Source organism: Trinickia sp. Z7 (assembly GCF_056498045.1).
Genome location: NZ_JAUEQW010000023.1, coordinates 20,918 through 33,180 on the forward strand (window position 1 = coordinate 20,918; position 12,263 = coordinate 33,180).

A 12,263-nucleotide genomic window follows, 5' to 3' on the forward strand; every position below is an offset into this window, starting at 1 on the left:
AGCCGGGCGCCCGATAACGATAAGCATGGAGGAACGATATGAATCCGAACACCCTTTTTGCGCTGGCGCTCGTCGCGCCCTTTCTGGCCGCATGCGGTGGTGGCGGCGGCAGCGGCAGCGCCGTTACCGGTGGCGCGAATGCCGCGGCTGACCGGCTCTGCCCCGCATCACTCGACTACAACACGGTGTTCACGGGCGGCGGCGGCGACGGCGAGCTCGTGAAGATGCAGATCGACACCACGAAGATGACGTGGCAAGTGACCTATGTCGAATCGGCGATTCCCGCCACGACGGGCACAGTGTCGCCGTCCCGCGCAGGCACGTCGCAAAGCGGCACGCTCGCGCCGGAGACTTTGCTGCCGACGCAAAAGCAGAACGAGTGCGCCTTCTACCTGCAGGGCGCGAGCTTGGACCCGAACAAGCCCGCTCGCATCTTCGTCGGGCAAGGCGTGCTTGGCGGCACGATCCCCGGCAAGGAGATCCAGTACAGCGGGATCGTCGGTTTCGGCGCCGTGTCCGACAACAAGTTCCCGTACTTTCCGTACATCGGCTTTTCGTCGATCGAGACGAATCTGGCCAACGTGGCCGGCGCCTACAACCAGCTCGGCTATCACATCATTCCCTCGCAAAACTATGCGACGGTGCCCGTGGACGCGAAGATCGTCATCAACGCCGACGGCACGTGGAGCGAAACCGACAACGCGGGCGTGAACGCCGGCAAGACGCAGCAGGCGGGCACGAACTGGGTGCAGTCGAGCGATGGCAGCGGCGCATTCGAGAGCGACGCGTTTCAAAGCCAAGCCAAGCCGACGAACGCAGTCTCGCCGGCGGGCAAGGGCTTCATGATCGTCGGCAAGCTGCGCAATCAACTCGTGCCGATCCTGATTCGGACCGGATACGCCAACCCCTCGACCTTCACCGCCGACGACGAATCAGGCATCACCATCCTCGCACCGCAAACGCCCATCGCCGTCAATACGCAAAACGGGCAATACATCGGCGTCGATAGCCAGTTTGACTATCGCGCCACCGCGCTCGTGGGCACTCAAGCCACGATGCTCGATCCGTATCAGGCCGCCAACGCATCGATCGCCACGCCGCTCGATCTGAGCTTTGCCAACGCCGTTCCGGGCGTCGTGCTATCGGCCGTGACGGGTTCGTCATCGAGCGCGGCCACGGGCAAGCTCATCTTCACGGGCGGCGTGTTCGGCTATCTCTACAACGAGAATTCGTCGCCGTACTTCACGATCAACGCGTTCGTTCAATAGCGGAACGCGCCGCGCAACACGAAGTCGACGCATGCGCCGGCCGGCCCGTTCGCGGGCGAAGGGCGGCGCGCGATCGAAAAAAAACGAAGACAGGGAGGAAACGATGAAGACGAAAAAGAAGCTGGGCAAGTTCGCGCGCGCCGCCGCTGGCGTGGCGTTGCTTGGGACCGTGGCGAGCGGCGCATATGCACAGAAGGCGGGTGAGAACGTCGTCACGCTCGGCTGGTTTCACATCATGCCGCAAGACTCGAGCACGCCGATGACAACCTATGTTTCGCCGCAGCCCATCGATACGCCGCTGCGGCTGCCAAGCGCATTCACTTCGCAGGGAACCGGGCTGTCGACGAACAACGCGGACACGCTCGGCCTCGTCTTCAGCCATTTCCTCACGGACCACATCGCGCTCACGACAGTCGCCGGCGTGCCGCCGACGTTCAAGATCAGGGGCCGCGGCTCGATCGTCCCCCCGGGCCCCGCCGGCGCGCTCGGCACGGAAAATCTCGACGACCCGGCCAACGAGCCGATCGTCAAGAGCGTGCGCCAGTGGAGCCCCGCGATGATGATTCAGTATTACTTCAATTCGGCGACCGCGCGGTTTCGGCCCTTCGTCGGCATTGGCATTTCGTACAACTTTTTTACCAATCTGGAACTCAACCCGAACTTCGTCACGTCGACGCAGAACAACCTGGGTTCGGTGCTAGCCGCAGGCGCGGCGCGACCGGGCGTCACGAGCGTTTCGGCGAAGGCGTCGCCATCCTGGGCCCCCGTGTTCAACGCGGGCGCTTCGTACGACTTCACGGAGCATTGGGGCGTGAGCGCATCGGTGACTTATATCCCGCTGAAGTCGCGCTCGACCGTGTACGTGCGAGCGGCCGACGGCACGTTGCTGGGCACGACGCAAGCCCAATTGACCGCCGATCCGATCATCACCTATCTCGCGCTTTCGTATAAGTTCTGACGCGCGGGGCGACGCGGGTGGCGCTTGGCGCTGCCGGGCGAATTCAGCGCACGTAAAAAAAGGCCCGCCTATTGGCGGGCTGAATCCATATCAGAGGAGACATGGAGGAGACAACTTCACTCTAGCAAACCGTTTGATGCATTGCAACACAGTCGCTGCGCTGGCTGCCGGGCAGCGTTGCCGTTGCGCAACATAGGACGTTCACGGCGCAAAGATCACACCAGGGTCATCGATAGCAGAAAGCCCAATTGGTCCACGCCGACGGGCTTGACGAGATGAACGTCGAAACCTGCGGCCAACGCCATGTCCCGGTACTGCGGCTGCCCCCAGCCCGTCAGCGCAATCAATAGCAATGACGAGGCCCCGGCCAATTCACGCAGACGCCGTGCCGCGGGCAGGCCATCCAGCATCGGCGCGCCGATATCGATCAAGGCGGCATCGGGCGGCGCGCGCCGGGCAATCTCGAGCGCCTCGGCAATCGAGTGCGCCTCTACAGCGTCATAGCCCAAGCTCTCGACCAAGTTGACCAGCATGCGACGCGCAGCGTCGTCGGCATCGGCAACGAGCACGCGCTTCGGATGCGCTACCGCGCTCCCGTCGCCCGTGCCTTCCGCTCCGCTCGCGACTGTCCCTCGTGCGCCGTACCAATCGGACTTCATTGCTTCATCCTTTGCACAGTGCTCGTCGCAACCCACGGACCCGGGGCCGCGGAAGCATTCGTCTGGTGATTCGCGTTGTCACGGATGTCGTACTGCTCGATCAAACGAGCGTTTGGTGGGAAAGTTCAGCGCTCGGTTAAAAATAAGGGTTTCTGCTCAGTTAGGCAAAAAAATTTTCAATCGCGCGGCAAAGCGTCGCTCCATCCGCCCCCATCGAGCGCGGCAATGCTGCGACTGCGCTCGCACGCCTTATGGCGCAACAGGTGCCTGTGATCGCGTCCACGCACGCCGGCCTGTTCCAACCCTATTTTCCGTACATTCGAACAGCCGTTTCACCGCTCGCGGACGCTGCTCCGGCCTAAAGTTCGCCGTTGCGCGTCCGTTCACCTCACTGGTTACGAGAGCGAACGTGCGCCGCGCAGACGAACGCAACTTGCGCGGTTGCACGCCAGTGCGAACCCGGTCGACGCGTGTCGCCGGCCGTTCTCCGCATCACCAGCGAAGGAAATGCAGTGAAATCGCATGTGTATACGAACGCCATTGCCGTGGCGCTCGCCGCGGCCGGATTCATCGCCGCACCGGCCGCGCAGGCCACACTCGGCCAGCGCATCGATAGCGTCTCGGCCGACGCAACACGCCTCTCAGCGATTGCGCACGCAAGCAGCGTGCAAGCCTCCTACACGCTTCACACGATCACGCTGCCGTCGGGCACGGTCGTGCGCGAATACGCCGGCGCCGACGGCATCGTGTTCGGGGTGGCATGGGACGGCCCGACGCTGCCCGATTTGAGAGCCACCCTCGGCGCTGCGTTCGACCGGTTCACGCGTTCGGGTCCGACACGCGGCGGCGGGCCGCTTGCCGTGTCGGCGAGCGATTTGGTCGTCTATTCCAGCGGGCATTTGCGCGCGTTCTCGGGACACGCGTACCTGCCGCAAGCACTCCCGGCCGGCGTCGACGCCAGCGTCGTTCATTAGGAGTGCTGACGATGTTGCGATTTTCGATCTTGAAAGCGATGACGGCCGCGGCGGTACTGCTGATCGCCTGCTTGACCGCGGCCTGCGGTGGGGGCGGTTCCGGCGGCAACAACTCGGTCAGCAATACCTCCGCTCAAACATCGGCCCCCACGGCCGCGCTCGCGGCCAATGTCGCGGCGATCGCGGTCGACCATGGGGTGGCGGGCGTCCCCAACATGCCGTTCGTCAGCGTCACCGTCTGCGCGCCGGGCGGCGCGAATTGTCAAACGATCGACCACGTGCTGGTCGATACGGGATCATGGGGCCTGCGCGTGTTCGCTTCGCAGTTGCCCGCATCGGTCTCGCTGCCGCAGCAAACCAGCGAAAACGGCGGCGCCCTCGCCGAGTGCATGCAGTTTTTCGATGGCTACACCTGGGGCTCGGTCCGCATCGCCGACGTGCAAATCGGCGGGGAGCGCGCCGCGTCGCTACCGATCCAAGTGATCGATGCCAATTACGCGGCCGTGCCGGCGAGTTGCTCAAACACCGGTGCTGCGCGCAATACGCCGAGCACGCTCGCGGCCAACGGCATTCTGGGGATCGGTGTATTCAAGCACGACTGCGGCGCGGCGTGCGCCAACCAAGCGATCGCGGGCACCTACTACGCGTGCTCGGGCACGAGTTGCGTGCCGACCGCCATTGCGCAAGCACGGCAGGTCGCCAACCCCGTGCCCTACTTCGGCGCGGATGGCAACGGCGTCATCGTCAGCCTCCCGGCCGTGCCTAGCGGCAGTGCGACGAGCGTGGCGGGACAGTTGATCTTCGGCATCGGCACGCAAAGCGACAACACGCTCGATGCCGCCGCACACGTGATCGGGGTCGATCCAGCGCGCGGCGTGTTCACGACGACCGAGAACGGCACGACATACTCGGGCAGCATCATCGATAGCGGCTCCACCGGCCTATTCTTCGCCACGAACCAGATGCCCGCTTGTGCGAGCCCGAATCAGAGCTACTACTGTCCCGCCGCCACCGAGCAGTTCAGCGCGACCAACGTCGGGACGAACGGCGTCGCAAGCACGGTCGGATTCAGCGTAGGCAACGCCGCGCAGATCTGGCAAGCGTCGGGCGGTGCAGCGGCGATGCCGCTGTTCGCGGGACCTGCGTTCGTCGGCTCCCAAGTGTTCGATTGGGGCCTGCCGTTCTTCTATGGACGCAACGTCTACACCGCCATCGAGCAACAGGCGACGCCGGCCGGCACGGGACCGTACTTCGCCTATTAAGGCGCGCTAACGCCGATCGGGTTGCGCGAGCACGTCCATCAGCGCCTCGCGCAACAAGGCCATCGGCCGCACGAGCCGGCCCGGCAACGTGCCGTGCACCAACCAGACGTTCAGACCGCCCGAAAACTCGGGCGCCTCGATCGCCTGTAACGCATCTTTGTGGGCGCTGGCGGCAAGCTGGCTCGGCGTGACGATGCCCAACCCCACGCCACGCGCCACGAGCGAAAGCTGCAATTCGGAGCCGAACGCCTCCACCGCCACTTCGAATCTCAGCGACGCGGCGCCAAGCGCGCGGCCCAGCGCCGAGCGCATGCCGCATCCGTCCTGATTGAGCACCCACGGATGTTGCGCGAGTTCGGCCAGCGTAAGACGCGGAGCGCCTCGTCCGCCACGCCCCTTGCGCGGCAGTTGCATCGAGCGCGCAGCGACGATGACCGTCGGTTGCACGGCCAGCAACGTTGCGGTGACCGTCTCGGGCATCGCAGCCGCGGCCGGCGCCATGATGACCGCCGCATCCACTTCCGCCCGCAGCGCCCGCTCGAGCAACGCAGGCGACCAGGCCGCCGTCACCCGCAACGTGAGGCGCGGAAACGCCGCGCGCAAGCGGTCGATCGGCTGCTCCAGCGCAAGCTCGGACAGGAACGGCGGCACGCCGATTTTCAATTCGCCGGCAGGCTCGCTGCCGGGCGCGGCAACGGCCAGCAAATCGTCCACGCTGCGTAGCACCGCGCGCGCCAGCGCATAGACTTCCTTGCCCGCGCCAGTGGGCTTCATCGGCTTGCTCTGCCGATCGAGCAGCGCCACCCCCAGCGTCGTCTCGAGGTTCTGCACGCGCCGCGTCAGCCCAGGTTGCGTCACATGCAACTTCTGGGCGGCGCGCACCATCGATCCGCTATCGACGACTTCGACGAACGCTTGCAAGTCTCGCGTGTTCAAAACAACTCCGCATAATCATTATCGACATATTTCAATTGTCGCATACATCGCGCGAGCCTACGATGGCCGCTCATCAACCGTCCGGTCACCTCCCATATGAATCGGCCTGCCCCCTCTCCAGAGTTTTCCTGCCCGAGCGCTGCACACGCAGAGTCGGATCGCCAAAGCGCGCATCGACTGACCATGCCGCTGACGATCTTATTTGCCGGCGCGGTCGGCATCATCGTCATGGACCTGTTCGCGGCGCAGCCGCTGATCGGTCCGATTCAGCGCTCGCTCGGCCTGCCCGCCTCCTTGACCGGCGCCATCGCGATGCTGCCCCAACTGGGCTACGCCCTGGGCCTCGTTCTACTCGTGCCGCTCGCCGATCTGCTCGAAAACCGGCGGCTCGTGGTGCGCACGCTGGCCACTTGTGCGGCACTGCTAGGCGTCGCGATGCTGGCACACGACAGCCTCGTCTTTCTCGCGGCGCTGTTCCTGGCCGGCGCCAGTTCGAGCGTGATTCAGATGCTGGTGCCGATGGCGGCGTCGATGGCCTCGGAGGCTCGGCGCGGACGCGCCGTCGGCAATGTCATGAGCGGTCTGATGCTCGGCATTTTGCTGTCGCGGCCGCTCGCGAGCGTCATTGCCGGTTCGATCGGCTGGCGCGCCTTCTACGGAGTCGCGGCTGCCGCCGATGCGGTGCTCGCGCTCGTGCTCGCCGCGCGCTTGCCGCGCCACGCGCCGCTCGTTTCGACGACGTACGGCGCGTTGCTGCGCTCGCTATGGACGCTGCTCGCATCGGAACGGGTACTGCAGCGGCGAGCCGTATCGGCAGCGCTCGTGATGGGCGCATTCAGCGCGTTTTGGACCGCGATCGGCCTGCGCCTTGCACGCGGTCCTTTCGATTTCAACTTCTATGACATCGCCTGGTTCGCACTTGCGGGCGCGGCCGGCGTCGTGGCGACGCCGCTCGCCGGCTTGGCCGGAGACAAGCGCTTGGGCCGCACCGCGCTTGTCATCGGCCATACGAGCATGTTGATCGCGCTCGTGGCGAGCGGCATCGTCGGCGCCGGGTGGTTCGGCTTCGACGCAAGCGCCCATAAGGGCCTGGCCGTCGCATTGCTGGTGGCGGGGGCGGCCACGCTCGACGCCGGTGTCGTCACCGATCAAACGCTCGGCCGCCGTGCGATCAATTTGTTGAACCCTGCCGCGCGCGGCCGCCTCAACGGACTTTTCGTGGGTATCTTCTTCATCGGCGGCGCTGTGGGCGCATCCGCGGCCGGGGCGGCCTGGGCGTGGGCGGGGTGGAGCGGCGTCTGCGTCGTCGGACTGGCCTTTGCGGGCACGGCGTTCGTGCTGGGGCTGTTGCCCGGGGCGCACGAATAGCGGGCGCTATCCGTGCCGTGCCCGTGGGGAATCGATGGGCGAATCAGTGGCGAACGAGCGCCATCATCGCGCCGAAGCCGACGAACACGCCGCCCGTCAGTCGATTGAAGGCCCGGGCGACGCGTCCGCTCTTGAGCGTGGAGCCGATGCGCGCACCGCACAGCGCGTAGACGAGATACCAACTGACTTCGATCACCGCGAACGTGGCGACGAGGACACCGAACTGCGGCAATGTCGCCTTGGATGCGTCGATGAACTGCGGCAGCAGCGCCGCGGCGAACAGTATCGCCTTCGGATTGCTGCCTGCGACGAGAAAGCCGTTGCGGTAAAGCGCGCCGAGCGAGCGCTCGCGTTTCGTTGCGCCTTCTTGCACCGGGCCTTCATCGGCGTTTGCCGTAGCCGGTACCGTCGCACGCCATGATTTCACGCCGAGATAGACCAAGTACGCGGCGCCGATCAACCGCAGCGCGTCGAACATGGTCGGCCACGCCTTCAGGAATACGCCGAGACCGGCGGCCGAGACCGACAACATGATGACCAGCGCGGAGAGGCATCCGGCCATCGTCGCCGTTGCGCGACGCAGGCCGTGCTGCGCGCTGTGCGTCATCACGACGAGCATGTTCGGCCCGGGAATGGCCGAAATCACGAAAACCGTAGCGACGAACAACCACCAGGTGTGCAAATTCATGATGCGAGGCTTCCCAAAAAAGGCGCAAAGCGTCGATTATGCGCGCGATCTCATAGCCATGCATGCGCTCGCGCATCGGGGTTCGCCGCTGGGCCACGAGCAGCGGGTGTGCTCGCCTCGCCGCGCATCGCCTCGCCTCGCCCCGCATGCGAGCAATCAGCGTCCTGCGCGCCGCGCGGCCACCTCGCCGAGCACGGCAAAGTCTTTCTCGCCCTCGCCTCGCGCCATGACTTCGAGCAGGTTGTCGCGCAGCAAGCTGCCGATCGGCATCGGCGTGCAATTCGCCTCGGCCGCGGCGAGTGCGAGCCGAACGTCCTTCAGGCCGAGCCGCGCCTTGAACAAGGCCGGCTCGTAGCGCCGCTCCGCGATGAGCTTGCCGTAGCCCGCATACACCGGTCCTGGGAACACGCTGGACGTGATGACGTCGAGGTAGTCGGTTACCGCCACGCCATGTGCGGTGACGAGCGACGCAGCCTCGCCGAGCGTTTCGATGGCCGATGCGAGCGTGAAGTTGGCCGCGAGCTTGATGACGTTGGCGTGTTCCGGCAAGGAGCCGATGCGCCAGGTCTTTTGCCCGATCACGTCGAACACGGGTTGCACGCGGTCGATCGCTTCGGCCGGCCCCGCCGCGATGATCGTCAGCTTCGCCGCGGCCGCCACGTCGGGCCGTCCCATGACGGGCGCCGCCACATAATGGATGCCGCGCGCGGCATGATCGCGCGCCTGCGCTTGCGCGAGCGCGATCGACACCGTGGACATGTTCACATGGACGAGCCCGCGCGGCGCGTGCTCGAGCAACGCCGCATCCACCACGTCCAGCACGGCGGCATCGTCGGCAAGCATGGAGAAGACGGCGTCGCCCGAAAAAGCGGCCGCCGGCTCGTCGACGATGCTCGCGCCGAGTTCCGCGAGCGGGGCGGCCCGTTCGCGCGTGCGGTTCCAGACGCGCACTTGATGACCCGCTTTCAGCATGTTTTCGACCATCGCGTGGCCCATGTTCCCCAAACCAATAAAGCCGACATCCATCGCTTGCCCCCTCGCCGAAAGGAAAAAAGCGCAGTAAAGCACGATTGCAGCAAATTTGCCGGCAGCGAGGGGGCGCCCGCCATGCATACGGGCGCAGCCGGTGCGATACTCGTTCGATGCCGACGGTCACCGCCACGTTCCGGTTTTACGAAGAGCTGAACGAGTTCCTCGCGCGGCCGCTGCGCTCGCGCGCGTTCAGCTGCGTTTGTGCGCGCAACGCCACGACCAAGCACATGATCGAGGCCCTGGGCGTGCCGCATACGGAAGTGGAATTGATTCTCGTGAACGGCGAATCGGCGGGATTCGATCGCGTGCTCGCGGATGGCGATCGCGTGGCCGTCTACCCCAAGTTCGAGGCGCTCGACGTGACGCCGCTGCTGCGCGTGCGCGAACGGCCGCTGCGCACGATACGGTTCGTGGCCGATGCGCACCTGGGCGGCCTCGCGCGGCTGCTTCGTCTGGCCGGTTTCGATACGCTGTACGACAATCATTTTGCCGACGACGAGATCGAGTCGCTCGCCGCCTCGCAAGAGCGCATCGTGCTCACGCGAGATCGCGAGTTGCTCAAGCGCCGCACGATCACGCACGGCTGCTACGTACGCTCGCTCAAACCGCAAACGCAACTGCGGGAAGTCATCGATCGACTCGACCTGGCCGGGAGCGTGCACCCGTTCCGGCTATGCCTCACTTGCAACGCGCCGCTGCGGCGGATCGATCGGGCGCAAGCCCAAGGCCACGCCCCGGAAGGCGTGCTCGAGCGGCATTCGCAATTCGTCACTTGCGACGTATGCAAGCGCGTCTTTTGGGAAGGGTCGCATTGGGAGCGGATGCGCACGGTCGTCGATGCGCTCGTCTCCCCGCCTCACCCCGGCCCGTGAAAACGGGGGGACATCGCTTCGACGAAGCCGCGCGATTCGAGGCCACCTGTTGCGCCGATCCAACATCGCCGTCGCATGCCGCGCCGGGTCGAGCCCGCTCAATCTTCAGGAGAACGAAGCATTCTTGGCGCTCCAACACACGCACGGGCGCGAAAAAATTGAGGTGGCACCAAACTCGCTTATTGACGCATCTTCGATGCAACAACTAAAATTCAACCAATTCCACAAATGGGGCATATGCCTTGGACAGTTGCAGTAGTCGACCTTCGAACAGTATTTCCGCCTGATCGGCACGACGTCCGCTAATGCTTCCCTAAGCCGCCGTCCTGCCAGCAGGCAGACGGTGCGCGCCGCAGTTTCTCCCTAGTTTTCCGCGCATCGATTTTCGAATGGCCACCGCGCCGTTCGGACGCCGCCGCGCGTGCAACTCACGCCAGCGCGTCCGTCGGTTCGAAGCCGCGAGCGGCTTGCGCTCGTGGCTACGCACGCACACGCCGGCCCGCGCTCGCCACAAGCCAAAGCGCGCGGCCGCCGTGCCGATGAACACGGTCGTACGCGCCTTGCGCGAGCGCTAGAGAGAAAGTAGAAATGTCCACACCCATCAACGTTTCGCCCACCCGGGGCGCCGTGCTCGACGACGCGCACGTCGGCGACATCAAAGGGGCCTTCGGGACAATTGCTCACCACGACACGGCGCCGCGCCGCGGGTGGTCCGCCCGCCTGCGCACCTTGCTCGCGATCTTGGGCCCGGGGCTCATCGTCATGGTCGGCGATAACGACGCCGGCGCATTCGGCACGTATACGCAAGCCGGTCAGAACTATGGCACGACGCTGTTGTGGACGCTCGCGCTATTGATTCCGGTGCTGTACGTCAACCAGGAAATGGTCCTGCGGTTGGGCGCGGTGACGGGCGTCGGGCACGCGCGCTTGATCTTTCAGCGCTTCGGCAAGTTCTGGGGCGCCTTCAGCGTCGTGGATCTGTTTCTGCTCAATGCGCTCACGATCGTCACCGAATTCATCGGCATTACGTTCGCACTCGGCTTTTTGGGCGTGCCCAAAGTACTCGGCGTGTGCATCGCGGCCGTATTGACGATGGCCGCCGTCAGCACGGGCGACTTCCGCCGCTTCGAGCGGTTCGCCATCGTGCTGTGCGTGCTCAGCCTGCTGCTCGTGCCCGTGCTCGTTTCGATCCACCCGCCCGTCGGCACGATCGCGCGCGATTTCCTCGTGCCGAGCTGGCCCAAGCACGCGAAGCTCTCCGACGTCATGCTGCTCGTGATCGGCATCGTGGGGACGACCGTCGCGCCGTGGCAATTGTTTTTTCAACAAAGCTACATCATCGATAAGCGCATCACACCGCGCTTCATGAAGTACGAAAAGATCGATCTGTGGATCGGCATCGGCTTCGTCGTGGTGGGCGCCGTCGCGATGATGGCGTTCACGGCCGCGCTGTTCGCCGGACACCCGGAATTCGGTCAATTCACCGATGCGGGCGGCGTCATTGCGGGGCTGCACAAGTATGTCGGCGAAACGTCGGCCACCATCTTCGCCGTGGCTTTGCTCGACGCTTCCATCATCGGGGCCGCCGCCGTTTCGCTGTCGACGGCGTATGCGATCGGGGACGTCTTCGGCATTCGCCACTCGCTGCATCGCAGCGTGGCCGACGCCAAGGGCTTTTACGTCGTCTACTTCGCGATCATTGCGTTCGCGGCGGCTCTCGTGTTGATGCCGGGCAGCCCGCTCGGCCTGCTCACGGTTGCCGTGCAAACGCTGGCCGGCGTCCTGCTGCCTAGCGCCACGGTCTTCCTGCTTTTGCTATGCAACGATAAAGCGGTGCTCGGCCCCTGGGTGAATTCGCAACGGTTGAACGTGTTTACGGGCGCGGTAGTCGCCGTCCTGGTCGTGCTCTCGATCATCTTGACCGCGGCAACCGTCTTTCCCGACATCTCGTCCGAGGCGATCGTCGCTATTCTCGCCGGTGGCGCGTTGCTGTTCGCGACAGCGTATCTCGGCACGCAAGCGTGGCGGCGAATGGCACATGGCCGGGCCGACGAACAGGTGGCAACCGCTCCCGCCCCGAGCGAGCTGGCTCATCGCAGCACCTGGCGCATGCCGCCGCTGCATGAGTTGCCGCCGCCCGTGCTCACGCTCACGACGCGCCTATGGATGGGGGCGCTGCGCGGCTACCTCGTCGTTGCCGTTGGGCTCGTCGTCGTCAAAGTCGTGCAGATGGCGATGCATTGAGG

At 65.1% G+C, this 12,263-nt stretch carries 11 protein-coding genes; 7 read left to right on the plus strand and 4 right to left on the minus strand.

The genetic code is table 11. The features are described from left to right. Window positions 1-38 precede the first annotated feature (38 nt). Together QQS38_RS24695 and QQS38_RS24700 are read left to right on the plus strand one after the other, a co-directional pair. Window positions 39-1,268, plus strand: a complete 1,230-nt coding sequence (locus tag QQS38_RS24695) for a DUF2957 domain-containing protein (protein ID WP_479647977.1) — start codon at window positions 39-41, stop codon at window positions 1,266-1,268. 103 nt (window positions 1,269-1,371) lie between these two features. Further along, window positions 1,372-2,226 carry an OmpW/AlkL family protein gene (locus QQS38_RS24700; protein WP_479647978.1) on the plus strand — a complete coding sequence of 285 codons (855 nt, stop codon included), beginning with the start codon at window positions 1,372-1,374 and terminating at the stop codon, window positions 2,224-2,226. A 215-nt stretch (window positions 2,227-2,441) separates the two neighbouring features. Here the strand turns inward: QQS38_RS24700 and QQS38_RS24705 are convergent, their stop codons facing one another. Then, window positions 2,442-2,885, minus strand: a complete 444-nt coding sequence (locus QQS38_RS24705) for a response regulator (protein ID WP_479647979.1) — start codon at window positions 2,883-2,885, stop codon at window positions 2,442-2,444. A gap of 512 nt (window positions 2,886-3,397) precedes the next feature. Between QQS38_RS24705 and QQS38_RS24710 the strand changes: the two genes are divergently transcribed. Together QQS38_RS24710 and QQS38_RS24715 are read left to right on the plus strand one after the other, a co-directional pair. Further along, window positions 3,398-3,859: a DUF2844 domain-containing protein gene (locus tag QQS38_RS24710; protein ID WP_479647980.1), complete on the plus strand. Its 462-nt coding sequence runs from the start codon at window positions 3,398-3,400 to the stop codon at window positions 3,857-3,859. An 11-nt stretch (window positions 3,860-3,870) separates the two neighbouring features. Next, a complete protein-coding gene (locus QQS38_RS24715) occupies window positions 3,871-5,121 on the plus strand; it encodes a DUF3443 domain-containing protein (protein ID WP_479647981.1) in 1,251 nt (416 codons plus the stop codon). A gap of 6 nt (window positions 5,122-5,127) precedes the next feature. Here the strand turns inward: QQS38_RS24715 and QQS38_RS24720 are convergent, their stop codons facing one another. Then, a complete protein-coding gene (locus QQS38_RS24720) occupies window positions 5,128-6,057 on the minus strand; it encodes a LysR family transcriptional regulator (protein WP_479647982.1) in 930 nt (309 codons plus the stop codon). A gap of 96 nt (window positions 6,058-6,153) precedes the next feature. Here QQS38_RS24720 and QQS38_RS24725 point away from each other — a divergent pair, with 96 nt between their 5' ends. Then, the gene (locus QQS38_RS24725) at window positions 6,154-7,425 is read left to right on the plus strand and encodes an MFS transporter (protein ID WP_479647983.1); all 1,272 of its coding nucleotides are present in this window, start codon (window positions 6,154-6,156) and stop codon (window positions 7,423-7,425) included. A gap of 43 nt (window positions 7,426-7,468) precedes the next feature. On the opposite strand, the gene QQS38_RS24730 is transcribed toward QQS38_RS24725, so the two are convergent. Together QQS38_RS24730 and QQS38_RS24735 are read right to left on the minus strand one after the other, a co-directional pair. Continuing rightward, window positions 7,469-8,113: a LysE family translocator gene (locus tag QQS38_RS24730; RefSeq protein WP_479647984.1), complete on the minus strand. Its 645-nt coding sequence runs from the start codon at window positions 8,111-8,113 to the stop codon at window positions 7,469-7,471. A 156-nt stretch (window positions 8,114-8,269) separates the two neighbouring features. Next, window positions 8,270-9,139: an NAD(P)-dependent oxidoreductase gene (locus QQS38_RS24735; RefSeq protein ID WP_479647985.1), complete on the minus strand. Its 870-nt coding sequence runs from the start codon at window positions 9,137-9,139 to the stop codon at window positions 8,270-8,272. A 116-nt stretch (window positions 9,140-9,255) separates the two neighbouring features. Between QQS38_RS24735 and QQS38_RS24740 the strand changes: the two genes are divergently transcribed. Further along, window positions 9,256-10,017, plus strand: coding sequence for a Mut7-C RNAse domain-containing protein (locus tag QQS38_RS24740; protein WP_479647986.1), 762 nt, complete (start codon window positions 9,256-9,258; stop codon window positions 10,015-10,017). Window positions 10,018-10,605: 588 nt separating this feature from the next. Then, the gene (locus tag QQS38_RS24745; protein ID WP_479647987.1) at window positions 10,606-12,261 is read left to right on the plus strand and encodes an Nramp family divalent metal transporter; all 1,656 of its coding nucleotides are present in this window, start codon (window positions 10,606-10,608) and stop codon (window positions 12,259-12,261) included. Window positions 12,262-12,263 lie beyond the last annotated feature (2 nt).

Bases quoted from the DNA above. Each gene is read 5' to 3' on its own strand.
- QQS38_RS24745 (WP_479647987.1), top strand. From the start codon at position 10,606: ATGTCCACACCCATCAACGTTTCGCCCACCCGGGGCGCCGTGCTCGAC.
- QQS38_RS24730 (WP_479647984.1), bottom strand. From the start codon at position 8,113: ATGAATTTGCACACCTGGTGGTTGTTCGTCGCTACGGTTTTCGTGATT.
- QQS38_RS24695 (WP_479647977.1), top strand. From the start codon at position 39: ATGAATCCGAACACCCTTTTTGCGCTGGCGCTCGTCGCGCCCTTTCTG.
- QQS38_RS24735 (WP_479647985.1), bottom strand. From the start codon at position 9,139: ATGGATGTCGGCTTTATTGGTTTGGGGAACATGGGCCACGCGATGGTC.
- QQS38_RS24715 (WP_479647981.1), top strand. From the start codon at position 3,871: ATGTTGCGATTTTCGATCTTGAAAGCGATGACGGCCGCGGCGGTACTG.
- QQS38_RS24725 (WP_479647983.1), top strand. From the start codon at position 6,154: ATGAATCGGCCTGCCCCCTCTCCAGAGTTTTCCTGCCCGAGCGCTGCA.
- QQS38_RS24700 (WP_479647978.1), top strand. From the start codon at position 1,372: ATGAAGACGAAAAAGAAGCTGGGCAAGTTCGCGCGCGCCGCCGCTGGC.
- QQS38_RS24705 (WP_479647979.1), bottom strand. From the start codon at position 2,885: ATGAAGTCCGATTGGTACGGCGCACGAGGGACAGTCGCGAGCGGAGCG.
- QQS38_RS24740 (WP_479647986.1), top strand. From the start codon at position 9,256: ATGCCGACGGTCACCGCCACGTTCCGGTTTTACGAAGAGCTGAACGAG.